The organism is Pseudomonas sp. HMSC066A08 (assembly GCF_001813025.1).
Lineage (GTDB): Bacteria > Pseudomonadota > Gammaproteobacteria > Pseudomonadales > Pseudomonadaceae > Pseudomonas > Pseudomonas aeruginosa.
Genome location: NZ_KV811371.1, coordinates 261,458 through 285,855, shown reverse-complemented (window position 1 = coordinate 285,855; position 24,398 = coordinate 261,458). Strand labels below are relative to the sequence as shown.

The following is a 24,398-nucleotide window of genomic DNA, read 5'->3' as shown; positions in this document are numbered from 1 at the left end:
ACTATTCCCCTTCCCGGCATTCGTGCCAGCGATCGTCGCCCTCTCCGGCGCGCAGGCCGAACAGTGCGCCATGACCGACGTCCACCTGCAGCAAGTGCTCGCGCGGCAGGCCACGGGCGCGGGCGAGCAACAGGCGCATGACGCCGCCATGGGTCACCAGCAGCACACGACGGCCGGCGTGACGCTGGCGCAGGCGTCGCTGGGCGGCCAGCACCCGCGCCTCGAACTCGGACAGCGGCTCGCCACCCGGCGGGGTAAAGGCATAGGGATCGGCCCAGAAGCGGCCGAGCGCCTCGCTGTGGCCGTCCATCAGGCTGGCCGCCGAGCGCCCCTCCCAATCGCCGAAATGCAGTTCGCGCAGATCGTTTTCCAGTTCCAGCTCGATCCCCTGGCGCTGCGCCAGTTCCTCGGCGAAGGCGCGGCAACGTTGCAATGGCGAGCTGACCAGCAGGTCCCAGCGTCCGCCTTCCACCGCCGTGCGCATCTGCGCCCAGCCGCGCGCGGTCAAGGCGTCGTCGAGGCTGCCGCGGAAACCGCCGCCGGACTCGGTTTCGCCATGCCGCAGGAGGTCCAGGCGCAGGCTCATGCCGGGCGGTCCGAGACCGCCGCTTCGGCGAAGGTCGCCATCCCCGCGTGCAGCGCGCAGGCCTGGCGCAGCAGCGGCACCGCCAGCGCCGCGCCGCTGCCCTCGCCCAGGCGCAGGCCGAGGTCGAGCAGCGGTTGCGCCGCCAGGGCTTCGAGCACATGGCGATGGCCCGGCTCGGCACCGCTGTGGGCGAACAGCAGCCAGTCGCGGCAGGCCGGGTTCAGGCGCACCGCGCAGAGCGCCGCGACGCTGCAGATGTAGCCGTCGACCAGGGCGACCATGCCTTTCTGCGCGCAGGCCAGGTAGGCGCCGGCCAGCGCGGCGATCTCCAGGCCACCGAGACGGCGGAGGGTTTCGAAGGGGTCGGCGCGATGGGCGCCGTGCAGGGCCAGGGCGCGTTCGATCACCGCGGTCTTGTGCGCCACGCCGCTGGCGTCCAGCCCGGTTCCCGGCCCGACCAGCGCGCTCGCCGGCGCATCCAGCAGCGCGCAGGCCATGGCCGCCGCCGCGGTGGTATTGCCGATGCCCATCTCGCCGCCGATGAACAGCTGGCTGCCGGCCTGCTCGGCGCGGCGCACGCTTTCGCGCCCGGCCTCGAGCGCCAGCAGGCACTGTTCGGCGCCCATCGCCGGGGCCTCGACGAAGTTCGCGGTACCCGCCGCCAGGCGCAGGTGGCGCACGTCGGGCAAGGCTTCCAGGGGGACGGCGGTGCCCAGGTCGACCACCTCCAGGCCGGCGCCGAGTTCGCGCGCCAGCACGCTGATCGCCGCGCCGCCGCGGACGAAGTTGCGCAGCATCTCGCCGGTGACCGCCTGCGGATAGGCCGAGACGCCCTCGGCGACCACCCCGTGGTCGCCGGCGAAGACCGTCACCCAGAGCCTCTCCAGGCTCGGTCGTTCGCGCCCCTGCAATGCCGCCAGGTCGATCGCCACTTGCTCCAGGCGGCCCAGCGAGCCGCGCGGCTTGGTCAACCGGTCCTGGCGTTCGGCCGCACGCCGGCGCATCTGCGGGTCCGCCTCGCGGCAGGTGTCGCGCCACCATTGCAGACTCATAGCGGTTCTCCTTTCAACGGCATGGGCAGGCCGGCGACGGTGAAGGTCACCCGCTCGCAGCGTTCGGCGATGGCCTGGTGCAGCCAGCCGGCCTCGTCGACGTAGCGCCGGCTGAGTTCGCCCAGCGGCACCACGCCGAGCCCGGTTTCGTTGCTGACCAGGATGATCCGCCCCGGCAGCTCGCCGAGACATTCCAGCAGCGCCTCGCGCTCGCCGTCGAGACGCTGGGGATCGTCGCAGAGCAGCAGGTTGGTCAGCCACAGGGTCAGGCAGTCGACCAGCAGGCAGCGTCCGGCCTCGGCCTCGCTGCGCAGCGTCGCCGCCAGCGCCAGGGGCTCTTCCAGAGTTCGCCAGTGGGCCGGGCGGCGCGCGCGGTGCTCGGCGATGCGCCGGCCCATTTCGCCGTCGCCGGCCTGGGCGGTGGCGATGTAGCTCACCGCCAGCCCGCTCTCGGCGGCCAGGCGCTCGGCCAGGCGGCTCTTGCCGGAACGGGCGCCGCCAAGGATCAGGTCACGCATGGGGTTCTCCGCAGAGGGCGAGCAATCGCCCGGTATCCAGGTGGCGCTCGACCAGGTCGGCGAGCCGCTCGATGTCGCGTTCGCGCAAGGCCTGGTAGTCGACCGCCTGGACCTCGCGCAGGCCGGCCCAGCGCAGCAGCGCCGAACAGGCCGCGGTGGATTCGAACAGGCCGTGCAGGTAGGTGCCCATGACGTTCCCGTCGACGCTGCGGGCACCATCCGCGCGGCCATCGTCGAGCACCACCGCCGGCCGCGCCAGGGCCTCGCCACGGGTGACCCCGGCATGGATCTCGTAGCCCGACAGCGGCACGTCCTCCAGGCTCAGGCGGCCCTGTACGTTGCGCAATTGCTTGTCCGCCTCCAGGGTCGTTTCCAACGCCAGCAGGCCGAGGCCCGCGCTGCTGCCGGCCGCGCCTTCCAGGCCGAGCGGATCGTGCAGGTGCTCGCCGAGCATCTGCAGGCCGCCGCAGATCCCCAGCAGGCGACCGCCGTAGCGCAGGTGGCGGAGGATCGCCTCGTCCCAGCCGCGCTCGCGCAGCGCCGCGAGGTCGGCGCGCACGCTCTTCGAGCCGGGCAGGACGATCAGGTCCGCCGGCGGCAGCGCCTGGCCGGGGCCGACGAAGCTCAACTCGACCTGGGGATGCAGGCGCAGCGGATCGAAATCGGTGTGGTTGCTGATCCTCGGCAGCACCGGCACCACCACCTTCAGGCGCGGCCCGGCCTTGGCCGCCTGGCGCGTATCGATGGCGTCCTCCGCCTCCAGGTGCAGGTCGCTGACATAGGGCAGCACGCCGAGCACCGGCTTGCCGGTGCGCGCCTCCAGCCAGTCGAGGCCGGGTTGCAGCAGGGCGATGTCGCCGCGGAAGCGATTGATGACGAAGCCCTTGACCCGCTCCCGCTCCGAGTCGGAGAGCAGTTCCAGGGTGCCGACCAGGTGGGCGAAGACCCCGCCCCGATCGATATCGGCGACCAGGATCACCGGGCAATCCACCGCTTCGGCGAAGCCCATGTTGGCGATGTCGTTGGCGCGCAGGTTGATCTCCGCCGGCGAGCCGGCGCCCTCCACCATCACCACCCGGTAGGCGGCGGCGAGCCGCCCATGGGAAGCCAGCACCGCTTCCATCGCCACGCGCTTGTAGTCGTGATAGGCGGCGGCGTCCATGCTGGTCACCGCACGGCCATGGATGATCACCTGGGCGCCGATATCGGTGTTCGGCTTGAGCAGCACCGGGTTCATGTCGGTGTGCGGCGCCAGCCGGCAGGCCAGGGCCTGGACCGCCTGGGCGCGGCCGATCTCGCCGCCGTCGGCGGTGACCGCGCTGTTCAGCGCCATGTTCTGCGGCTTGAACGGCACCACCGCGACGCCGCGCCGGGCCAGCCAGCGGCACAGCGCGGTCACCAGGGTGCTCTTGCCGGCGTCCGAGGTGGTGCCCTGGACCATCAGGGTCCGCCCGCGATCACTCATGAGCAGGCTCCTTGAAGCCGAGCAGCGCGGCATCGAGCCGGGCCCAGGCGGCCTCGTCGGCGGGCAGGCCGAGGCGCAGGCTGGCCGGCTGCTCGAACTGGCGGGTGAGGATGCCGCGCCGCGCCAGGTAGTCGTGCAACGCCGCGCAGCGTGGATCGACCAGGCGCTGGAACAGCGCGCTGCCGCCCGCCGGCGGCCAGCCGTGGCGGCGCAGCAGTTCCTCCAGGCGCTGGCTGGCAGCCAGCAGGCGCTCGCGCTGCTGACGCTGTTGCTGGCGGTCGCGCAAGGCACTCTGGGCCACATGGCGCACCGGACCATTGACCGTCCACGGGCCGAGCTGCTCGGCCAGCGCCTGCAACAGCGGCCGTTCGCCGAGGGCGAAGCCGAGCCGCGCGCCGGCCAGGCCGAAGAACTTGCCGAACGAGCGCAGCACGATCAGTCCGGGCCGATTACTGCAGGCCGCCAGGCTCGACTGCGGGGTGCAGTCCATGAACGCCTCGTCGACCAGCAGCCAGCCGCCGCGACGTTGCAGGCGGGCATGCCAGGCCAGCAGCTCGGCGGGCTCGAAGACCCGCCCGGTGGGGTTGTTCGGGTTGACCACCAGCAGCACGTCGAGGCTGTCGAGATAGGGCTCGACCTCGGCCTCGCCGATCTCCCGCACCAGGTGCCCGGCCTGGCGCCAGGCGTGGGCGTGCTCGGCGTAGCACGGCGACAGGACACCGACCCGCCCGCCCCGCCGCAACCTCGGCAGGGCCTGGATCGCCGCCTGGCTGCCAGCCAGCGGCAATACCCGTTCGGCGCCATAGTAGAGGCAGGCGGCGGCTTCCAGTCCATCGTCGCTCTCCGGCAGGCGGGTCCAGGCCTGCTCGGGGATCGCCGGCAGCGAAAACGGCCAGGGCGCGATGCCGGTGGACAGGTCCAGCCAGTCCGCCAGCGGAATGTCGTAGCGGCGCGCCGCCTCGCGCAACCGCCCTCCGTGTTCAAGCATGCAGCCACCCCATGGCCCAGAGTCCGGCCAGCACCAGCAGCCAGAGCAGCACGCCCTGGCGCACCAGCGCCAGGGCCCGATAGATGTCGCGGCCCTGCGGCTGCGGGCCGCTGCCGAGGAGCGGCCGCTGGTGCAGCTCGCCGTGGTAGATCGCCGCGCCGCCCAGGGACACGCCCAGCGCACCGGCGCCGGCGGCCATCACCGGGCCGGCGTTGGGGCTGTCCCATTGCGGCGCCTGCTCGCGCCAGCAGCGCAGGGCCTGGCGGGCGTCGCCGAGCAGCGCGTAGGTCAGCGCCACCAGCCGCGCCGGCAGGTAGTTGAGGATGTCGTCGATCTTCGCCGCGGCCCAGCCGAAGCGCTCGAAGCGCGCGTTGCGGTAGCCCCACATCGCGTCCAGGGTATTGCTCAGGCGATACAGCACCACCCCCGGCGCACCGGCCACGGCGAACCAGAACAGCGCGGCGTAGACCGCGTCGCTGCCGTTCTCCAGTACCGATTCGGTGGCCGCGCGGGCGACCCCGGCCTGGTCCAGTTCGCGGGTATCGCGGCTGACCAGGTAGCCGACACGTCGCCGCGCCTCGTCCAGGTCGCCGGCGCGCAGGGCCTGCGCCACCGGTTCGGCGTGCTCGCCGAGGCTGCGCAGGCCGAGCGCGGCATACAGCGCCAGGGCCTGGACCAGCCAGCCGAGGTAGGGAAGTTCAGCGAGCGCCCAGGCCAGCAGGGTCAGCGGCAGTACCGCGAGGACCCAGGCGGTCACCCCGTGGCTACGCCAGCCGACCCCGGGATCGCCCTCGCCAGCCAGGCGCGAGCGGTTGAAACGGCGCTCCAGGCGATCGGCCAGGCGGCCGAATGCGACCAGCGGGTGCCAGCCCTTCGGCTCGCCGAAGCGCGCATCCAGCACCACGCCGAGGATACCCAGCAGTGCGCTCATGCTCGCTCGCCCCAACGGTTCTGGTAGACCAGCTCGGCCAGCGGACGCGGTTCGCTCCAACCCTCCAGCGCCAGCATCGGCGCCGGGTAGAACTCCGCCACCGGGCCCAGGCAGAGCACCGCCACCGCCTCGCTGCCGGGCGGCAGGCCGAGCAACTCGCCCAGCGCGGCCGGATCGAACAGCGATACCCAGCCCATCCCCAGGCCCTCGGCGCGACTGGCCAGCCAGAGGTTCTGGATCGCGCAGGCGAGCGACGCCAGGTCCATCTGCGGCAGGGTCCGGCGACCGAACACATGGCGCTCGCGGTCGTCCATCAGGGCGGCGACCAGCAGTTCGGCGCAATCCAGCACGCCCTCGACCTTGAGCCGCATGAACTCGTCGGAGCGCTCGCCGAGGGCTTCGGCGGTGCGTCCGCGTTCCTCCTCGACCAGCCCGTGGATGGCCCGGCGCAGCGCCGGTTCGGTGATGCGGATGAAGCGCCAGGGTTGCATCAGGCCGACGCTGGGCGCCTGGTGCGCGGCCTCCAGCAGCCGCGCGAGCAGCTCCGGCGCCACGCTGCCGCCGCTGAAGTGGCGCATGTCGCGGCGCTCGGCGATAGCCCGGTAGACGGCGGCGCGTTCCGTGGCGCTGAAGGCGTGGGAGGAATCGGACATGTCAGTCGGCGTCTCGCGCAGGCGCCAGCAACGCGGCGGCGGCCTGCGGGTTGGAAGGCAGGTAGAAGTGGATATAGGAAGCCGTCAGCCGGCCAAGGCGGAACACCGCCTCCGCCGTGTTCCGGCCGTTCGGGCAGACGCCACGGGCCAGAGGCTCGACGGCGCAGTCGAGGGTCGAGTGATGGAAGGTATGCCCGCGCAGGCGCCCTTCCGGCAGCTCGACCTCCTGCAAGGCCAGGGCGGTCAGGCGCTTCTGCAGGCGCGCCCGGCCCGGCAGCAGGCCGAGCAGTTCGCCGCGCTCGCCGTCGGCGTCTTCCAGGCAGTCGAGCAGGTAGAGCATGCCGCCGCACTCGGCCAGCAGCGGCTTGCCGGCGGCATGGTGGGCGCGGATCGCCTCGGCCATGGCGCGATTGCCCTGCAGGCGCCCCAGGTGCAGTTCGGGGTAGCCGCCCGGCAGGTACAGGCTGTCCACGGCGGGCAACGCCTGGTCCTGCAGCGGCGAGAAGAACGCCAGTTCGGCGCCGAGTTCGCGCAGCAGGTCGAGATTGGCCTGGTAGAGGAAGGCGAACGAGGCATCGCGGGCCACGCCGATGCGCACGCCTTCCAGGCTGCGTTGCAGCGGCATCGGAGCGGGCAACTCGAAGGTCACCGGCTCCGGCAGGTCGGTCTCGGCGCTGGCCCGCAAGGCGTCGGCGGCGGCGTCCAGGCGCGCATCGAGATCGGCCAGTTCCTCGGCCTGGACCAGGCCCAGGTGGCGGCTCGGCAGTTCGAACTCGGCCGAGCGCGGCAGGCCGCCGAACCAGCGCATGCCGGGCGGCAGGCAATCGCGCAGGATGTCGCTGTGGCGTTGGCTGCCGACGCGGTTGCCGAGCACCCCGGAAAACGGCAGGTCCGGCTGGAAATGCGCCAGGCCGTAGGCCAGCGCGCCGAAGGTCTGGGCCATCGCCGCGCCGTTGATCACCCCCAGCACCGGCACGCCGAAACGCCGCGCCAGGTCTGCCGCCGAGGGGTTGCCATCGAAAAGGCCCATCACCCCTTCGATGAGGATCAGGTCGGCCTCGCCGGCAGCCTGGGCCAGCAGGCGTCGCGCTTCGGCCTCGCCGACCATCCACAGGTCGAGCTGGTAGACCGGCGCACCGGAGGCGCGGGCGAGGATCATCGGGTCGAGGAAGTCCGGCCCGCACTTGAACACCCGCACCCGCCGCCCCTGGCGCGCATGCAGGCGGGCCAGGGCGGCGGTGACGGTGGTCTTGCCCTGGCCGGAGGCCGGGGCGGCGATCAGCAGGGCCGGACAGCGTGCCTGGGTCATGGGCGAAGCGTCTCCGCGCACGGCGCCGGCATCAGAACTCCACTCCCTTCTGCGCCTTGATCCCGGCCTTGAACGCGTGCTTGACCAGGCTCATCTCGGTCACCGTGTCGGCGGCCTCGATCATCCCCGGCTGCGCGCCGCGGCCGGTCACCACCACATGCTGCATGGCCGGGCGCGCCTGGATATCGGCGAGAACCCTGTCCAGCTCCAGGTAGCCGTGCTTGAGGGCGATGTTCAGTTCGTCCAGCACCACCAGGCCGATGGCCGGGTCGGCCAGCAACTGCGCGGCGACCTTCCAGGCCTCCTCGGCCTTGGCGATGTCGCGCTGGCGGTCCTGGGTCTCCCAGGTGAAACCCTCGCCCATCACGTGGTAGCTGACTTCCTCGGGGAAGCGCCGGAAGAAGGCTTCCTCGCCGGTGCTGGCGGCGCCCTTGATGAACTGCACGACGCCGACCTTCATGCCATGGCCCAGGGCCCGCGCGACCATGCCGAAGGCCGAGCTGCTCTTGCCCTTGCCGTTGCCGCTATGCACCAGGAGCACGCCGCGTTCGTCGCGGGCCTGGGCGATCTTCTCGTCGACCACCGTTTTCTTGCGCTCCATCCGCTCGCGGTGGCGCTGGTCCTTCTCGGGGGATTCGTTCATCGTCGATCACTCCTTGCGGCGACGGGCACCTCGCCGCCGCCTCATTGATTCGAAATACCCGGCCTTACAGGGCCTGGTAGCGCACGCTGAGGTAGACCGCCTGGCCAGGCTGGTTGTAGCCGTACGCGGTTTCGTAGTCGGCACCGAACAGGTTGGCGATCCGGCCCTGCAGGCGCCATTCGTCGTTCAGCCGGTACTCGCTGCGCAGGTCGAGGGTGGCGTAGCCGCCCAGGCGCACCTTGTTGGCCGGATCATCATAGCGTCGGCCTTCGGCGTGCACGCTGGCGCCCAGCGCAAGACGCTCGAAGCGCCGGTCCAGTTCCAGGTTGAACATCCGCCGTGCCCGGCGCGGCAGCTCGTTGCCGTCGTTGACGCCGCCGGAACGGTTTTGCGGGTCGAGGAAGGTCGCGTTGGCGTTCCAGTCCCAGCCCAGCCACTGGCTGCCGAGGACCAGTTCGACGCCGCGGATGCGCGCTTCGTCGATGTTGAACGGCACATAAAGCCCCTGACGGGTTGTATAGGTGATCAGCGAGTCGATGTCCGTACGATAGGCATTCACCGCCCAGTGCCCCCAGTCGTGCGTACCACTGAGGCCGACCTCCAGGCTGCGCGAAGTCTCGGCGTCCAGGTCGGGATTGCCGTAGTCGGGGAGGTAGAGTTCGTTGAAGGTCGGCGCCTTGAATGCCGTACCGTAGCTGACGGTGAAGCGCAGCGCGTCGCTCAGCGCGTAGCCCCAGGCGGCGCTGCCGGTGTCGTGCACGCCGAACTGCTGGTTGTCGTCGCGGCGCAGGCTCAGTTGCCAATCCTGGCGACCGTACTGGCCGAGGTACTGGGCGAACCAGCCTTTGTTCAGCCGCGAGTCGACGCTGAAGGCTTCGCTGCTGCCGATCTCGTCCTTCTGCCAGTCGTAGCCGAGGGTCAGCACATGGCCTTCGGCCAGGGTCAGGTCGTTCTGCCAGGACAGGCTGTCGCGACGGGTATCGAAGCGCGAGTAGAAACGGCCATCCTGATAGGCATCGGCCTTGTCCTCGCTGCGCCCGGCCTGGAGGGTCACCAGCCAGGGATCGAGCGGAGTGAAGCGGGCGCGGCCGCCAATCAGGTTCTGCTCATTGTCGGAGTTGGTGCCGAAGCCGGAACCGTTGAAAACCTGGTCGTAATCGTTATGCGACTTGGCCCTCAGCAGGGTCCCGTCGAGTTCCAGGCCATTGTCGAAGCGATAGCCGCCGCGCAGGTTGCCGGACAGGTTGCGGTAGCCGTCGCGGTCCGGCTCGTAGCCCACGGTACCGGCGCGCTTGGTATTGATCCCCGCCGTATCGAAGCTGCTCACCCCGAGGCTGTACCAGCCGTTGCCGGCGCCACCGCTGACCCCGGCGCTGCCCTCCAGGGTCTGATGGGTGCCGTAGCCGGCGGAGAAGAACGGCTTGGCGCCCTGGCCGTCGCCGCGCCGGGTGAAGATCTGGATCACCCCGCCGATGGCCTCCGAGCCGTACAGGCTGGAACGCGGCCCGCGGACCACCTCGATGCGCTCGATCAGCTCCACCGGCAAATCCTGGAACGCGGTGAGGCCGGCGCTGGCCGAGCCGACCTTGATGCCGTCGATCAGCACCAGTACATGGTCGGACTCGGTGCCGCGCAGGAACAGCGTGGTGTTCTTGCCGAAACCGCCGTTGTTCGCCAGCGACACGCCGGGTACCTGGCGCAACAGCTCCGGCACGCTGCGCGCCTGGCTGCGCTCGATATCCTCGCGGTCGATGACGCTCACCGCCGCCAGGCTCTGGGCAGCGGTCCGGGCGGTACGGGTGGCGGTCACCACCTGGTCGGCAAGGCTGACCGGTTCGGCCAGGCTCAGGGAAGACGCGCCGCACAGCGCCACGGCTGCCGGGGTCAGGAAAACTCTGTTCATGCTCTGCGCTGCTCCGTCGCTCTCACCCGCGCGACCTGGGTTGAGGCAGACGGAGGACGAAGCGACGGCAGGAGACGTCCGACAGCGCCCTCCGCGATGCCGTGGATGCGTCAGGCCGGTCTCCGGGCTCGCGAGCGAAGCGCTGGACGCTTCCAGCCGCGCCTTCCCATGCCGGAGCACAGTGGTCATCGAGCGGCTGTCTGATTCGCCTACCGTTGCGGGGGCAGCGCTGGCCTGGTTCCGAAGGAACGCACCAGCTTCCCTGTTTCACCCCTTGCGGGGCACCTGTCGCAAGGCGCGCAGCTTAGTGGTTCGGGGCTTGCGCGGTCAATGTGGGCGGCCGCCGCAGAACTAGCGCCCGGCTCCGGGGAGCGGGTCCGTGCGCAGCGTCGTCCCGGCCGGGGCATGGCTGCGGCACCACTGCCGCCAGGTGGCCTGCAACTGCACCAGCGCGGCGCCGGCCAGCTCGCCGCGTTCGCTGCCGGCCAGCGGGCTGGCGGCCAGGGCCTTGAGCAGGCGCGCGGTCGGCGGGTCGAGGGCGTGTTCACGCTCGGCCCGCGGGCCATCGCCCAGCAGCGCCAGGCGCAGGCGCCGCAGGTAGCTGTCGCGGGCCTGCGCCAGGGACACCGGGACCTCCTCCAGGCACTGCCGCAGGTAGAGCAGCTCGTCGCCGAAGTCGAGTCCCATCAGGCCGTCCGACCAGGGCTGGCGGCGCCCCTCCGGCAAACGGTCGTAGCGCTGCGCCAGGCGGATCAGGCGATCCGCGGTGCGCCCACCGAACCAGGCCTCGGCCTGCGCCGGCGAGCGCAGGGTGAGCCGCGCCAGGTCGCCGAGGGTGGCCTGCAGCATGCGCCGGTAATGGCGTTCGCCCGGCCGCAGGCTGACCAGGTTGAACACCAGCACGGCGAAGGCCACCCCGAGCACCGTCGACAGGGCGTTGTTGAGGAAGTGCGCGAGGTCGTAGCTCATGCTGTTGCTCGGCGCGACGTTCTTCACGAAGAAGATGCAGAACGGCGAGGCGATCCCGGCCAGGCTCGCCCGGTTCACGCACAGCGCGGCGAAGAACAGCGGTACGCCCAGGCCCAGGCAGAGCAGCGGGAAACCGTCCACGCCGGGCAGGTAGAACAATGCGACGAAGCCGGCCAGCGGGATCGACAGGAGGATCCCGCGAAGGAAGTTCAGGCCGGCCTGGGCCGGGTTGTCGCGGCTGGCGAAGAGACTCAGCACCACCCCGGTGATCGACACCGCGCCCAACCCGCTCGGCCAGGCGCTGGCCAGCCAGAACGCGGCCACGCAGAGGAACGCCAGGGCGCTGCGCAGGCCGAACAGCACGCCGCGCTCGATGTCCCGGTGCCAGGCGATGGCGCCCGGCGCCTGGCGGGTGGGCGCGCCATAGACCAGCGCCTCGACGCTGCGCCCGGCCGCCCTCGCCTCGCCGAGCAGGCGTTCGAGGCAGACCAGGCACAGGTGCAACTGTCCGTGCGCCGCGTCCAGCGCCAGGCGCAAGCGCTGCCGGCAGGCCTCGAACTCGGCCTGGCGGCCCTCGCGCAACAGTGCCTCGAGTTCTTCCAGCCAGGGCTGCAAGGCGTGCGCGCTGGCCGGATCGAGCAGCCTCCGCTCGCGAGCCACCTTGCGCGCCGCGCGCAGCAGGCCGAGCAGGTCGAGGCCTAGCACGCGCAAGGCCTGGGAACGGGCGCGGCCGAGCGCACCCTCGAACCAGGCGTGGTCGCGCTGGGCGTCCGCCGCGGCGATCCGCCCCAGCGCCGCGAGCAATTCGGCGCGTTCGTCGGCGCCGCGCAGCTCCGCCGCGGCCGCCTGCAAGCCGGCCTCCCAGGCCGCCTTGCCCTGGTTCGCCAGTTGGCGCTCCAGGCGCCGCGGCCAGAGCAGCACATTCACCAGCGCCGCGCAGAGGATGCCCAGGCCGATCTCCGAGCAGCGGGCCACCGCCTGGTCGAACACCGTCGCCGGATCGGCGCTGGCCGGCAGGGCGACGATGGCCGCCGTATAGCCGGCCAGGACGAAACCGTAGGAGGCATGGTTGTGCAGCAGCGACGCGCCGGCGGTACAGAACGCCAGCCAGAGCGCCATCAGCAGGAGGAAGGGCAGCGACGCCTGGCCATAGAGGGCGACCATGCCGATCGACACCAGCGCGCCGGCGCAGGTACCGAGCAGGCGGAACATGCCCTTGGCCAGGACCATGCCGCTATAGGGCTGGCTGACCACGAACACCGTCATCAATGCCCATTGCGGCTGCTCCAGCTCCAGGCTGAAGGCCAGGTACAGGGCCAACCCGCCGGCCAGCAGGGCCTTCACGGCGAACTGCAGTTCGTGCAGGCGCGGGCACAGCAGCACCTGAAGCAGGTCCGAGGAAAGAAAGGAAGGCTTGGCCATCGCAGGCGCCCTGAAATACATAAGCGAGCGAATTATTAGCAAGCTACTATTTTCTTGTCCAGACGCTTCCGGAACTTTTCAGAAAGGCGTTTCGCCCTGCGAAATTCAACCATCGCCCCGAATACCCCGGGCGAATCCGCCCACGCAGAAAGCGCCAGCCGGCAACGGCACCCGTCGAGCCTTCGTATACAATATTCAGCATTTTCCCATAGCCACGCAGGTTGCCCCGCTTGCCTCTCTCCATGCTCAACGCCCCTAACCTGGGCATCGCCCCCTCGGCCTCCGAGATCATCGCCAAGCACCTGCGCGAAGCGATCATCGCCGGGCATTTCGCCGAGGACGAACCGATCCGCCAGGACGACATCGCGCAACTCTTCAACGTCAGCAAGATTCCCGTCCGCGAGGCCCTCAAGCGCCTGGAGGCGGAAGGCCTGGTGCTGTTCCAGCGCAACAAGGGCGCGGTAGTGACGCGCATTTCCGAACCGGAGCTGGCGCAGATGTTCGAAGTGCGGGTGCTGCTCGAGGCGCAGGCGATCCGCCTGGCGGTGCCGAACATGGACGAGGCCACCTTCGCCCGCGCCGAGGCGATTTGCGCCGACTTCGTCGGCGAAGACAACGTCGGCCGCTGGGCCGAACTCAACTGGCAACTGCACGCCTGCCTCTACGAACCGGCACAGCGGCCGTTCCTGGTCAACCTGATCCGCTCCATCCACGACAAGCTGGAACGCTACCTGCGCATGCAGATGAGCCTGTCCGAAGGCAAGCAGCGCGCCGACCAGGAACACCGCGAGATCGTCGCCGCCTGTCGCGCCGGCGATGCCGAACGGGCCGCGGCACTGATCGAGGCACATATCGTCGGGGTCTGCCGGACCCTCTACGAACACCTGCCGAACCGCCCGGCCAGCACCTGAGCCGGGCCATCCCGGCTATGCCGTTTTCGTCATCCGCCTGAGCGAAAACCCTCAAGCGCCCCGCCCCACCGAAACGCCACCCTGTGGCGCATTCCCCGGTACAGGCGAGGGCCACCATGCAACGCATCCGCATCATCGATTCGCATACCGGCGGCGAGCCCACCCGCCTGGTCATCGGCGGCTTTCCCGATCTCGGCCACGGCGACATGGCCGAGCGCCGGCGCCTGCTCGGCGAGCGCCACGACGCCTGGCGCGCCGCCTGCATCCTCGAACCGCGCGGCAGCGACGTACTGGTCGGCGCCCTGCTCTGCGCACCGGTCGATCCCGAAGCCTGTGCCGGAGTGATCTTCTTCAACAACAGTGGCTACCTCGGCATGTGCGGCCACGGCACCATCGGCCTGGTCGCCTCGCTGGCGCACCTCGGGCGGATCGGCCCCGGCGTGCACCGCATCGAGACGCCGGTCGGCGAGGTCGAGGCGACCCTCCACGAGGACGGCTCGGTCAGCGTGCGCAACGTGCCGGCCTACCGCTACCGTCGCCAGGTCAGCGTCGAAGTGCCCGGCATCGGCCGGGTCAGCGGCGACATCGCCTGGGGCGGCAACTGGTTCTTCCTGGTCGCCGGACACCGCCAGCGCATCGCCGGCGACAACCTCGACGCCCTCACCGCCTACGCCGTCGCCGTCCAGCAGGCGCTGGAAGACCAGGGCATCCGCGGCGAGGACGGCGGCGCCATCGATCACATCGAACTGTTCGCCGACGACCCCCACGCCGACAGCCGCAACTTCGTGCTCTGTCCCGGCAAGGCCTACGACCGCTCGCCCTGCGGCACCGGCACCAGCGCCAAGCTGGCCTGCCTGGCCGCCGACGGCAAGCTGCTGCCCGGCCAGCCCTGGCGCCAGGCGAGCGTGATCGGCAGCCAGTTCGAGGGGCGTTACGAATGGCTCGACGGCCAGCCCGGCGGGCGCATCGTGCCGACCATCCGCGGCCGCGCCCACGTCAGCGCGGAAGCCACCCTGTTGCTGGCGGACGACGATCCGTTCGCCTGGGGCATTCGCCGGTGAACGCCGAGGTCATCGTGGTCGGCGCCGGCATCGTCGGCAGCGCCTGTGCCCATGAACTGGCGCGTCGCGGCCTCGACGTACTGGTGCTGGACAGCCGCCGTGGCGGCGCCACCGCGGTGGGCATGGGGCATCTGGTGGCGATGGACGATAACCCGGCCGAACTGGCCCTCAGCGACTATTCCATCCAGGCCTGGCGTGCCTGGGCAGCGGAGTTGCCGGAGGATTGCGCCTATCGCGGCTGCGGCACCCTCTGGCTGGCCGCCGATGCCGCCGAACTCGCCGAAGCCGAGCGCAAGCGCCAGGCCCTGCTGGCCGCCGGCGTCGCCTGCGAGATGCTCGACGCCGCGCGCCTGCGTGCCCTGGAACCGGCCTTGCGGCCAGGCCTCACCGGCGCCCTGAAGGTGCCGGGCGACGGCATCCTCTACGCGCCCAACGCGGCGCGCTGGCTGCTCGAACGAGCCGGCCCGCGCCTGCGCCGATTGCACGCCGAGGTCAGCGAAGTGGACGGCAGCCGCCTGCGCCTGGCCGACGGCCGCTGGCTCAGCGCCGAGGCGCTGGTACTGGCCAATGGCATCCACGCCGGCGAGCTGTGCGCGGAACTGCCGATCCGCCCGAAGAAGGGCCACCTGCTGATCACCGATCGCTATCCCGGCACCCTCCGCCATCAACTGGTGGAACTCGGCTACGTCAGCAGCGCCCACGCCAGCAGCGGTACCTCGGTAGCCTTCAACGCCCAGCCACGGCCCACCGGGCAGGTCTTCCTCGGCTCTTCGCGGCAATTCGACACGCTCGACCCGCAGGTGGAAGGCCCGGTGCTGGCGCGCATGCTGCGGCGTGCCCTGGACTACCTGCCGGGGCTCGCCGGCCTCAATGCGATCCGTGCCTGGACCGGCTTCCGCGCCGCCACTCCGGACGGCCTGCCGCTGCTCGGCGAGCACCCGGCGCAGCCGGGCCTGTGGCTGGCGGTCGGCCATGAGGGCCTGGGCGTGACCACAGCGCCCGGCAGCGCGCGCCTGCTCGCCGCCCGTCTATTGGGCGAAGCGCCGCCGCTGGATCCCACGCCCTATCTGCCGCAACGTTTCCTCTCCAGCTCCGGGAGTGCCCGTCCATGATCGAACTGTTCATCGACCGGCGTCCGCTGCGGGTCGCCGTCGGCACCAGCGTGGCGGCCGCCCTCGCCCTCGGCGGCGACGGCTGTTCCCGCAGCGCGGTCGGCGGCGGGCGGCGCGCGCCGTTCTGCGGCATGGGCGCGTGCCAGGAATGCCGGGTAACGATCGACGGTCGGCGACGCCTGGCCTGCCAGACCCTCTGCCAAGCCGGCATGCACGTGGAGACCCGGGCATGAGCGCCGACTACGACCTGCTGATCGTCGGCGCCGGCCCCGCCGGCCTGGCCGCAGCGCTGGCCGCCGCGCCGAGCGGCGCGCGCATCGCCCTGGTCGACGACAACCCGGCCGCCGGCGGACAGATCTGGCGCGACGGCCCGCGCGCCAGCCTGCCGCCGCGTGCCCATCAGATGCGCCAACGCCTGGCCGGGCAGGCCAATGTCGAGCACTTCCCGGCGACCCGGGTGATCGCCTGCGGTCCCGGCAGGCGCCTGTTGCTGGAAGACCCGCAACGCGGCTGGCAGGTCGGCTACCGACGCCTGGTCCTCTGCACCGGTGCCCGCGAACTACTGCTACCGTTTCCCGGCTGGACCCTCCCCGGCGTCACCGGCGCCGGCGGCCTGCAGGCGTTGGCCAAGGGCGGCCTGCCACTGGCCGGCCAGCGCCTGGTGGTGGCCGGCTCCGGCCCGCTGCTGCTGGCCAGCGCCGCCAGCGCCAGCCAGTGCGGGGCGCGTCTGCTGCGCATCGCCGAACAGGCGCCGGCGAGAACCCTGGCCGCCTTCGCCATGCGCCTGCCGCGCTGGCCCGGCAAGCTGTGGCAGGCCGCCGGTCTGTTCGCGCGCAGCTACCGCGCCGACAGCTACGTGCTCGCCGCCCTCGGCGAGGAGCATCTGGAAGCCGTGCGCCTGCGCGAAGGCGGGCGGGTCCGCGAGATCGCCTGCGAACGCCTGGCCTGTGGCTTCGGCCTGGTGCCCAACGTGCAACTCGGCCAGGCCCTCGGCTATCGCCTCGACGGCCCGGCGCTCGCCGTCGACGAATGGCAGGCCGGCAGCCTGCCCGACCACTACGCCGCCGGCGAATGCACTGGCTTCGGCGGCAGCGAACTGGCCCTGGTGGAAGGCGCCATCGCCGGCCATGCCGCCGTCGACGAGCGCGACGCGGCTCGCCGCCTGTGGCCACGACGGCGACGCTGGCAGGGCTTCGCCGACAGCCTCGCGCGCCATTTCGCCCTGCGTGCCGAACTGCGCGAACTGGCGGACGCGAATACCCTGGTCTGCCGTTGCGAAGACGTCCCCTTGGCCGCGCTGGCCGGACACGCCGGCTGGACCGAGGCCAAGCTGCACAGCCGTTGCGGCATGGGTGCCTGCCAGGGGCGGATATGCGGCGGCGCCACGCAATTCCTGTTCGGCTGGACGCCTCCGGCGCCACGTCCGCCGTTCAGCCCGGCGCGCCTGGAGACCCTGGCCCGCTGGCAGGGCGACGCCGGCTAGCGACGCTCGGCGCGATACAGCCAGCCGAGGCCGGCCAGCGACAGCAGCAGGCCACCCAGCAGCATGGGTGTCAGCGGCTCGGCGAACATCCAGTGCGCCCATAGCAGGGTCAGCGCCGGGCTCAGGTACAGCGCCGCGCTGCCGCCCTGTGCGGAAAGATGGCGCAGGCCCAGCCAGTACAGGCCGTAGCCGCCGAAGGTGGGCAGCAGCACCAGCCAGGCGAGCCCGAACAGGAATCCGCCGGACAGCGGCGGCCGCAGGCTACCCTCCGCCAACGCCAGGCCGGCGAACGCCGGCAGTGCGGCGCCGATCTGCACGAACAGCACCACGGCCAGCGATCCCGGCGCGTCGTCCCAGCGCTTCTGCAACAGGGTGGCCAGGGCCAGCGCCAGCATGCCCAGCAGCGGCAGGCCGTAGGCCCAGCCCGGTGCCCGCCCCAGCGCCAGCGCCGCATGCCCGGCCCAGAGCACCCCGGCGACGCCCAGGGCGATCCCCGGCCACTGCCCCGGCCGCGTTCGCTGCCCCGGCAGGAGCAGCGCCAGCAAGGCCACCAGCAGCGGCAACAGGTCGGCCATCAGCGCCGCCACGCCCGGCGAGACGCCGAGTTCGATGGCCTTGGCGATCGGCGCGATGTAGCCCGCGTAGGCCAACGCCCCGATCAGCGCCTGGCGCCGCCACTGGCGCGCCGACAACCGGCGCAGCCCGTCCCAGGCGAAGGGCAGCAGCAACGCCAGGCAGACGGCGAAGCGCCAGAAGCTGGTGAGGAACACCGGCGCCTGCTCCATGGCATAGCGGTAGCCGACGAAGCCGGAACTCCAGGCCAGTACCATGCCCAGTTGCACGGCCAGCAGGCGGGTCGCCCCGGGCATCGCTCGCGGGGTGCAGGTGGTCGCGCGCATCGCTCGCCTCCGTCGGTCAGGTTCGAGTCGAGGCTAGGCGGCCTCCGCCGCTACTATCAAACGAAACTATCTGCACCAGTCATGCAGGAAATCGGAACCATGAGCGCCAACCTGGATATCGAGCTGCTGCGTACCTTCCATGCCATCCTGCGCTTCGGCCGCTTTCTCGCCGCGGCCAGCCACCTCAACCGCAGCCCCTCGGCGGTGAGCACCCACGTCCGGCGCCTGGAGGAACTGGCCGGCGGCCGGCTGTTCGAGCGCGACAACCAGTCGGTGCGGCTGACCCCGCTGGGGCAGCGTTTCCAGCGCCAGACCGCCGAGCTGCTGGAGACCCACGACCGCGTGCTCGCCGGGTTGCGCAGACGGGAAGAGCCGCTGCGCGTGCGCTTCGGCATTTCCGAGGAATACGCCGGCAAGCTGCTCGGCCGCCTCCTGCCGCGCCTCGGTGCGGAACTGCCGGCGCTGGAGCTGGAGGTGCTCACCGACGCCAGCGGCAGGCTGGCCGGGCGCCTGCGGCGTGGCCAGCTGGACCTCGCCCTGCTGGTACAAGCGCAAGACGAAACCCCGTACGACGGGCACTCCCGCGAGATCGGCGGCACCCAGCCGGTGTGGGTCGCCGGCCACGGCCTGCGGATCGACCCGCAACGTCCGCTGCCGCTGGCCCTGCACGGGCATGGCTGTCCCTATCGGCAGGCGCTGCTGGAAGCCCTCGGCGCGACGGGCCGGCGCTGGCGCACGGTGGTCAGCAGTCCCGGCACGGCGGCGCTGGAAGCGGCCATCGAGGGCGGCCTGGCGATCGGCGTGATCGACCGTGCGCGGGTCGGCCCGACGATGCGCGTGCTGGGGCCGGCGGAGGGCTTCGCCGAACTGCCCGCCCACCGCATTCGCCTGGCCTTCGCTCCGGGTGACCGGCCGCCGGCGCTGGAGCGTCTCGGTGAGCTGATCGCCGAGGAGTTCCGGCTTTGAGCCGCTACAGCGCCAGGCAGTAGACCCGCAGGCGGTGGCCGTCGAGATCGAGGCCGCAGAAGGTGTAGCCGAAGTCCATCGACTGCGGCGCCTGGACGATCTCCACACCCTGTTCGTGCCAGCGCTGGTGCAGGCGCCGCACCTCGTCGTCGCTATCGACCTGGAAGCACAGCTCGTCGCCGCCACCACGCACCGCGCTCGCTGGCGCCACGCTGGCGCGGGCCCAGAGGCCGAGCTTGAAGCCGTTGGCGCAGACGAACAGGGCGAACTCGGTGGACTGTTCGACGCTCTCGCGCGCCAGCAGGCGCCGGTAGAAGGCGGCGCTGCGCGCGGGATCGTCGACGTACAGGTTGAGCAGGCTGGGGGCGATCATGGATGAATCTCCTGGTGCACGGCGACGGGAATCGTCGCTCGATGCGCACAGGCTAGGACGCACGCCTGTCAGTTTCCGGCAGCAGTCGCTCACTGCGCGGCGATGCCCTCCCGCTCGCGCCACTCGCGCAGCAGCGCCTGGCGTCGGCGCGGGTAACGCTGGCCGAGATCGAGCAGCGCGTCCATCCGGTCGAGGCGGAAATGCCGCGGCGCCTGGCGCAACTCGCACCAGGCGACCAGCACGCGGGCCTGCTCGAAGTAGCCCAGGGCGAACGGCCAGACCACCCGTTCCGAAGCCTGCCCCTGAGCGTCGCGGTAGCCGAAGCGCAGGCGATGTTCGCTGCGGATGGCGTCGCGCACCCGGGCCAGCAGCTCGTCGGCGATCTCGCTGGCCGGCGCTGGGCCGATCAATAGGGTGCTGCTCTCCAGTTCCTCGCGCAGGGCCGCCGGCAGCACCGCGCCGACCTTGGCCAGTACATCGCGGGCGGCCTGCATCAGGCGTCGGTCGCCACGCCGGCCGACCCAGCGCATGCCCAGCACCAGGGCTTCGACCTCCTCCAGGGAAAACATCAGCGGCGGCAGCTCGAACCCCGGGCGCAGCACGTAGCCGAGCCCGGCGCCGCCCTCGATGTGCGCGCCCTGTTGCTGCAGGGTGGCGATATCGCGATAGAGGGTACGCAGGCTGATGCCGAGTTCGCCGGCCAGCACATGCCCGGCCACCGGGTAACGGTGCCGGCGGAGAATCTGCAGCAGCTCGAGCAGGAGCCGGCTACGAGACATGGCGGAAGCTCACAACCGGCCCAGGCAGTCGCGGGCGTGGTCGTCGAGGGGGACGAAGACCAGCAGGCGATCGCCGTTCTTCGGCGCCGACCACCAGTTGGTCTGCTGCAGTTCGAATTCGCCGCAGCGCGCATGACGGAAGCGCTTGAGCTGGTTCTCGATGCCCATCACCTCGTTGCGCCGCCAGATCTCGCGGAACTCCGCCGAAGCCTCCAGGCAGCGCTGCAACTGCCGCTCCCACAGCGGATCGCCCATGCGCTCGACCATTGCCGCGCGGAAGAAGCCGACCATCCGCGGCAACGCCTCCTCGCGGTTGGCCATGCAGTAGCGCCAGCGCTCGTGGGTCAGCGCCAGGTAGATGCAGTTGCGGTCTTCCTCGGGGATCTCCGCCAGGTCGATGCCCACCAGCCGGCAGTAGGCGCGGTTGTAGCCGCGGATGTCGAAGCGTGCGTTCTGCACCATGGCCGGCAACGGGTCGAGGGCGTCGAGGATGGCCTGGGTGGCGGCCGAGGGCTTCTCGCAGACCGCCCGCCGCGCCGAGGTCGGCGCGGCCAGCCCGGCGAGGTTGAACAGGTGGTGGGTTTCCGTCTCGTTGCACAGCAGGGCCCGGGCGATGGCTCCGATCACCTGCTCCGAGGCACGTACCGCGCGGCCCTGCTCCAACCAGGTGTACCAGGTCACGCCGACCCCGGCGAGCTGCGCCACCTCCTCGCGACGCAGGCCCGGCGTGCGTCGGCGGCCGAGGCGGGAAATGCCGACCCGCTGCGGCTCGATGCTTTCCCGCCGGCGGCGCAGGAAGGCCCCCAGTTGTTCGGCGCGGGACGGCTGCGCGGGGCTTTCCGCAGAGTGGCTGGCAGGGGCGTCGAGGGGCATGGCGAAGTCCTCCGGAGGGCAGACGGGTAGCGCCAATACCAGGATAAGCAAGAACTGGTACCGGGTTAGCCAGAAGCGCATGCTGCCAGCCCACTCCCCTCCGCACAAGGACTCCGCCCATGCCCAGCACCGTCTCGTCGTCGCGGCTCGGCCTCGCCGGGCTCTGCATCCTGCTGGCGGGGCAACTGTTGCCGATGATCGACTTCTCCATCGTCAACGTCGCCCTCGACGCCCTCGCCCATTCCCTCGACGCCAGCGAAACCGAACTGGAGCTGATCGTCGCCGTCTACGGCGTGGCCTTCGCCGTGTGCCTGGCGATGGGCGGCCGGCTTGGCGACAACTACGGCCGTCGCCGCCTGTTCGATCTCGGCGTCGCCCTGTTCGCCGTCGCCTCGTTGCTTTGCGGGCTGGCCGGCTCGGTCTGGCTGCTGCTGGTGGCGCGCGCCCTGCAGGGCGTCGGCGCGGCGCTGGTCGTGCCGCAGATCCTCGCCACCCTGCATGTCAGCCTCAGCGGCCACGCGCATTCCCGCGCGCTGGCCGCCTACGGCGCCATCGGCGGCCTGGCCTTCGTCGTCGGCCAGGTGCTCGGCGGCTTCCTGGTCTCCGCCGATATCGGCGGCCTCGGCTGGCGCAGCGTGTTCCTGATCAACCTGCCGATCTGCCTCGGCATTCTCCTTTGCAGCCGCCGCTGGGTACCGGAGACCCGCGCCGAGCATGCCGCCCGCGTCGACGCGCCGGGCACCCTGCTGCTCGCCGCGCTGATCCTCTGCCTGCTGCTGCCGCTGGCTCTCGGCCCATCGCTGCACTGGTCCTGGCCCTGCGCCCTGCTGCTGGCGGCGGCGGTGCCGCTGCTGGCCTGGCTGTGGCGCACCGAGCTGCGCCAGGAACGCCGCCAGGCCTGGCCGTTGCTGCCGCCGTCGCTGCTGCGCCTGCCGAGCATCCGCTTCGGCCTGTTGCTGGCGATCCTGTTCTTCGCCTGCTGGAGCGGCTTCATGTTCGCCCTTGCCCTGGCCCTGCAGGCCGGCGCCGGTCTCTCGCCGGTACAGGCCGGCAATGCCTTCATCGCCCTCGGCGCCTCCTACTTCGTCTCGGCGCTGCTCACCGCCCGGGTGGCGGCGCGGATCGGCCCGGTACGCCTGCTGCTGTTCGGCTGCGTCATCCAGATGTGCGGCCTGCTCGGCCTGATGCTGACCCTGCAACGGGTCTGGCCGCAGCCGGGCATCCTCAACCTGGTGCCGGCGACCCTGGTGATCGGCTTCGGCCAGGCGTTCATCGTCAGCAGCTTCTTCCGCATCGGCCTCTCGGAAGTGCCGGCCGCCCAGGCCGGCGCCGGCAGCGCCATGCTCGCCACCGTTCAGCAGGCCTCCCTCGGCCTCGGCTCGGCGCTGCTCGGCGCGGTGTTCGCGCACAGGCTGGAGCGCCATGGCGACTACCTGGAAGCGACGCAGACGACGCTGGCCGTCGAGTTCGTCCTGATGACGCTGCTGCTCGGCGCCACCTGCCTCTTCTACCTGCGCCGCGTGCGCACGGCGCCATTGCGCTGCGACTCGCCGGGCAACTGAGGCACCCGGCCGGGCCCTGTTCCCGGCCGCCGGCGCCCCGTATGCTGGCGCGGTCCCCCAGCCAGGCCTTCGCCCCGATGCACGACCTGCTCGCCGCCCCGCCCCCCGCCGACCTCGCCAGCCTGCTGGCCAGCCTGCGCCAGGTCGAGGCGCTGCTCGACGCCATGCCCGGCGTGGTGTTCTTCGTCAAGGACGAGCGCGCCCGCTACGTCCTGGTCAACCGCACCCTGGCACGCCGCTGCGGCGTGAAGGACAAGGCCGAACTGCTCGGCCGCAGCGCCGACGAGGTCTTCCCTTCCAGCCTCGGTCCGCTCTATGCCGAGCAGGATCGGCGCGTGCTGCGCGGCGGCACGACGCTGGAGAACCAGTTGGAGCTGCACCTCTATCCCGGTCGCCAGCCGGGCTGGTGCCTGACCCACAAGCAGGCGCTGCGCGACGCCAACGGGGCGATCATCGGCATGGCCGGCATCTCCCACGACCTGCCGGCGGCGCAGTCGGCGCACCCGGCCTACGGCCGGCTGGCGGCGGTGGATGCGCATATCCGCGAGCACTACGACCAGCCGCTCAGCCTCGCCGATCTCACTGCCATCGCCGGGCTCTCGGTGGCGCAACTGGAACGTCACTGCAAGCGCATCTTCCAGCTCACCCCACGGCAGATGATCCACAAGGCGCGGCTCGGCGCCGCCTCGCAACTGCTCGCCGGCGACGCGCCGATCACCGAGATCGCCCTGCGTTGCGGCTACACCGACCACAGCGCCTTCAGCCGCCAGTTCAAGGCGCTCACCGGACTCTCGCCGAGCCAGTACCGCGAGACCCATCGCCAGCCCCGAAAAGCGTAACGCCTCGCCCCGCCAGGGGGCGGCGGTAGCAATCCTGCTCCCTTTTGTAACACCGCCGGCCGCCCCCGATCGCGGCGCAGTCCGGCGCGACATGGCACAGCGACGCGCCAGCCAAAGCGGTCGCGCTCCAGCGAAAGGTTTTTTATCGCCGTCGGACGAGGTTCTGGCACAGCCATTGCTCACTTAAAATATCGTATACGAAATTACAAATACGGGATTTGCCGCCCTCCCACTCAACCGCATCGCCAGAGGCCCCCATGAATACCAAGAAGACCCTTGCCCTAGCCCTCACCGCCGCCCTGGGCTGTTCTCTCGCCGGTCTCGCCCAGGCCGACAAGCTCGACGACATCATCGAGTCCGGCAAGCTGCGCTGCGCCGTCACCCTGGACTTTCCGCCGATGGGCTCGCGGGATGCGCAGAACAACCCGGTGGGCTTCGACGTCGATTACTGTAACGACCTGGCGAAAGCCCTGGACGTCAAGGCGGAGATCGTCGAGACGCCCTTTCCCGACCGCATCCCGGCGCTGGTATCGGGTCGCGCCGACGTGATCGTCGCGTCCACCTCGGACACCCTGGAGCGGGCCAAGACCATCGGCATGAGCATCCCCTACTTCGCCTTCGTCAAGGTGGTACTGACCCGCGAGGACACCGGCATCGCCAGCTACGAGGACCTCAAGGGCCGCCCGGTCGGCGGCACCGCCGGCACCTTCGAGGCGCTGGCCCTGGAGAAGGACAGCAAGGCCTGGGGCGACGCCAAGGGCAGCTTCCGCGCCTACCAGTCCGAGGCCGACACCGCCCTGGCGATCAGCCAGGGGCATATCGACGCCACGGTCGTCTCTTCCACCGTCGCCGCCTCGTGGATCAAGTCGGGCAAGTACAAGGGCCTGAAGATCGCCGGCGACGCGCCCTATGACATCGACTACGTGGCCCTCGGCGCCAAGCGCAACGAATACGGCCTGCTCAACTACCTGAACCTGTTCATCAACCAGCAGGTGCGCACCGGCCGCTACGCCGAGCTGGCGCAGAAATGGGTCGGCGGCACGGCGCCGGAGCTGACCACCAGCGCGGTCTATCGCTGAAGCCGAGGGCGCGGTCCGCCGC

24 protein-coding genes and 1 riboswitch are annotated in these 24,398 nt (G+C 71.1%); of the genes, 9 read left to right on the top strand and 15 right to left on the bottom strand.

The features are described 5' to 3' along the window. Position 1: 1 nt before the first annotated feature. The 11 genes from cobC to HMPREF2886_RS29790 all read right to left on the bottom strand — a co-directional run bounded on the left by cobC (position 2) and on the right by HMPREF2886_RS29790 (position 12,439). Positions 2-586, bottom strand: a complete 585-nt coding sequence (gene cobC, locus HMPREF2886_RS29840; RefSeq protein ID WP_033976768.1) for an alpha-ribazole phosphatase family protein — start codon at positions 584-586, stop codon at positions 2-4. Next, on the bottom strand, positions 583-1,638 hold the full coding sequence (cobT, locus tag HMPREF2886_RS29835; RefSeq protein WP_070748935.1) for a nicotinate-nucleotide--dimethylbenzimidazole phosphoribosyltransferase: 1,056 nt from the start codon (positions 1,636-1,638) through the stop codon (positions 583-585). The genes cobC and cobT overlap by 4 nt, the downstream gene beginning before the upstream one ends. Then, the gene (gene cobU / locus HMPREF2886_RS29830; protein WP_003082599.1) at positions 1,635-2,156 is read right to left on the bottom strand and encodes a bifunctional adenosylcobinamide kinase/adenosylcobinamide-phosphate guanylyltransferase; all 522 of its coding nucleotides are present in this window, start codon (positions 2,154-2,156) and stop codon (positions 1,635-1,637) included. Before cobU ends, cobT begins: the two co-directional genes overlap by 4 nt. Then, positions 2,149-3,621 (bottom strand): cobyric acid synthase, encoded by a 1,473-nt coding sequence (locus HMPREF2886_RS29825; protein ID WP_033969060.1) that lies wholly within the window; start codon positions 3,619-3,621, stop codon positions 2,149-2,151. Before HMPREF2886_RS29825 ends, cobU begins: the two co-directional genes overlap by 8 nt. Then, positions 3,614-4,609, bottom strand: a complete 996-nt coding sequence (gene cobD / locus HMPREF2886_RS29820; RefSeq protein WP_023105457.1) for a threonine-phosphate decarboxylase CobD — start codon at positions 4,607-4,609, stop codon at positions 3,614-3,616. Before cobD ends, HMPREF2886_RS29825 begins: the two co-directional genes overlap by 8 nt. Then, positions 4,602-5,540: an adenosylcobinamide-phosphate synthase CbiB gene (cbiB, locus tag HMPREF2886_RS29815; RefSeq protein ID WP_070748933.1), complete on the bottom strand. Its 939-nt coding sequence runs from the start codon at positions 5,538-5,540 to the stop codon at positions 4,602-4,604. Before cbiB ends, cobD begins: the two co-directional genes overlap by 8 nt. Beyond that, positions 5,537-6,193, bottom strand: coding sequence for a 5,6-dimethylbenzimidazole synthase (gene bluB, locus HMPREF2886_RS29810; protein ID WP_003082592.1), 657 nt, complete (start codon positions 6,191-6,193; stop codon positions 5,537-5,539). Before bluB ends, cbiB begins: the two co-directional genes overlap by 4 nt. Position 6,194: 1 nt before the next feature. Beyond that, the gene (locus HMPREF2886_RS29805; RefSeq protein WP_070748931.1) at positions 6,195-7,502 is read right to left on the bottom strand and encodes a cobyrinic acid a,c-diamide synthase CobB; all 1,308 of its coding nucleotides are present in this window, start codon (positions 7,500-7,502) and stop codon (positions 6,195-6,197) included. Positions 7,503-7,533: 31 nt separating this feature from the next. Continuing rightward, positions 7,534-8,145, bottom strand: coding sequence for a cob(I)yrinic acid a,c-diamide adenosyltransferase (gene cobO, locus HMPREF2886_RS29800; protein ID WP_033969070.1), 612 nt, complete (start codon positions 8,143-8,145; stop codon positions 7,534-7,536). A 64-nt stretch (positions 8,146-8,209) separates the two neighbouring features. Then, the gene (gene btuB, locus HMPREF2886_RS29795) at positions 8,210-10,048 is read right to left on the bottom strand and encodes a TonB-dependent vitamin B12 receptor (protein WP_070748928.1); all 1,839 of its coding nucleotides are present in this window, start codon (positions 10,046-10,048) and stop codon (positions 8,210-8,212) included. Positions 10,049-10,143: 95 nt separating this feature from the next. Continuing rightward, a riboswitch (cobalamin riboswitch) is annotated at positions 10,144-10,352 on the bottom strand. A gap of 47 nt (positions 10,353-10,399) precedes the next feature. Then, a complete protein-coding gene (locus HMPREF2886_RS29790; RefSeq protein WP_070749015.1) occupies positions 10,400-12,439 on the bottom strand; it encodes an FUSC family protein in 2,040 nt (679 codons plus the stop codon). Positions 12,440-12,681: 242 nt separating this feature from the next. Between HMPREF2886_RS29790 and HMPREF2886_RS29785 the strand changes: the two genes are divergently transcribed. The 5 genes from HMPREF2886_RS29785 to HMPREF2886_RS29765 all read left to right on the top strand — a co-directional run bounded on the left by HMPREF2886_RS29785 (position 12,682) and on the right by HMPREF2886_RS29765 (position 17,006). Next, positions 12,682-13,350, top strand: coding sequence for a GntR family transcriptional regulator (locus HMPREF2886_RS29785; RefSeq protein WP_019371997.1), 669 nt, complete (start codon positions 12,682-12,684; stop codon positions 13,348-13,350). Positions 13,351-13,466: 116 nt separating this feature from the next. Continuing rightward, on the top strand, positions 13,467-14,411 hold the full coding sequence (locus HMPREF2886_RS29780) for a 4-hydroxyproline epimerase (RefSeq protein ID WP_033976762.1): 945 nt from the start codon (positions 13,467-13,469) through the stop codon (positions 14,409-14,411). Next, positions 14,408-15,523, top strand: coding sequence for a D-hydroxyproline dehydrogenase subunit beta LhpB (lhpB, locus tag HMPREF2886_RS29775; protein WP_033976761.1), 1,116 nt, complete (start codon positions 14,408-14,410; stop codon positions 15,521-15,523). Before HMPREF2886_RS29780 ends, lhpB begins: the two co-directional genes overlap by 4 nt. Continuing rightward, a complete protein-coding gene (locus HMPREF2886_RS29770) occupies positions 15,520-15,756 on the top strand; it encodes a (2Fe-2S)-binding protein (protein WP_033969075.1) in 237 nt (78 codons plus the stop codon). The genes lhpB and HMPREF2886_RS29770 overlap by 4 nt, the downstream gene beginning before the upstream one ends. Further along, positions 15,753-17,006: an NAD(P)/FAD-dependent oxidoreductase gene (locus tag HMPREF2886_RS29765; RefSeq protein WP_033976760.1), complete on the top strand. Its 1,254-nt coding sequence runs from the start codon at positions 15,753-15,755 to the stop codon at positions 17,004-17,006. The genes HMPREF2886_RS29770 and HMPREF2886_RS29765 overlap by 4 nt, the downstream gene beginning before the upstream one ends. Here HMPREF2886_RS29765 and HMPREF2886_RS29760 read toward each other — a convergent pair. Continuing rightward, positions 17,003-17,905, bottom strand: coding sequence for a DMT family transporter (locus tag HMPREF2886_RS29760; RefSeq protein WP_070748926.1), 903 nt, complete (start codon positions 17,903-17,905; stop codon positions 17,003-17,005). The genes HMPREF2886_RS29765 and HMPREF2886_RS29760 overlap by 4 nt on opposite strands. A 99-nt stretch (positions 17,906-18,004) precedes the next feature. On the opposite strand from HMPREF2886_RS29760, the gene HMPREF2886_RS29755 reads away from it, so the two are divergent. Further along, the gene (locus HMPREF2886_RS29755; protein WP_033976758.1) at positions 18,005-18,871 is read left to right on the top strand and encodes a LysR family transcriptional regulator; all 867 of its coding nucleotides are present in this window, start codon (positions 18,005-18,007) and stop codon (positions 18,869-18,871) included. 4 nt (positions 18,872-18,875) lie between these two features. On the opposite strand, the gene HMPREF2886_RS29750 is transcribed toward HMPREF2886_RS29755, so the two are convergent. The 3 genes from HMPREF2886_RS29750 to HMPREF2886_RS29740 form a co-directional block, all read right to left on the bottom strand. Then, positions 18,876-19,244, bottom strand: coding sequence for a VOC family protein (locus HMPREF2886_RS29750; RefSeq protein WP_057389031.1), 369 nt, complete (start codon positions 19,242-19,244; stop codon positions 18,876-18,878). Positions 19,245-19,333: 89 nt separating this feature from the next. Beyond that, positions 19,334-20,023, bottom strand: a complete 690-nt coding sequence (locus HMPREF2886_RS29745) for a helix-turn-helix transcriptional regulator (protein ID WP_070748924.1) — start codon at positions 20,021-20,023, stop codon at positions 19,334-19,336. Positions 20,024-20,032: 9 nt separating this feature from the next. After that, positions 20,033-20,977 (bottom strand): helix-turn-helix transcriptional regulator, encoded by a 945-nt coding sequence (locus tag HMPREF2886_RS29740; RefSeq protein WP_083318640.1) that lies wholly within the window; start codon positions 20,975-20,977, stop codon positions 20,033-20,035. Positions 20,978-21,015: 38 nt separating this feature from the next. Between HMPREF2886_RS29740 and HMPREF2886_RS29735 the strand changes: the two genes are divergently transcribed. The 3 genes from HMPREF2886_RS29735 (at position 21,016) to HMPREF2886_RS29725 (ending at position 24,376) form a co-directional block, all read left to right on the top strand. Then, positions 21,016-22,458 (top strand): MFS transporter, encoded by a 1,443-nt coding sequence (locus HMPREF2886_RS29735; RefSeq protein WP_042171062.1) that lies wholly within the window; start codon positions 21,016-21,018, stop codon positions 22,456-22,458. A gap of 41 nt (positions 22,459-22,499) precedes the next feature. Then, a complete protein-coding gene (locus tag HMPREF2886_RS29730; protein ID WP_039026964.1) occupies positions 22,500-23,297 on the top strand; it encodes an AraC family transcriptional regulator in 798 nt (265 codons plus the stop codon). Between the two features lie 257 nt (positions 23,298-23,554). Further along, on the top strand, positions 23,555-24,376 hold the full coding sequence (locus HMPREF2886_RS29725; protein WP_003082561.1) for an ABC transporter substrate-binding protein: 822 nt from the start codon (positions 23,555-23,557) through the stop codon (positions 24,374-24,376). Positions 24,377-24,398: the final 22 nt, after the last annotated feature.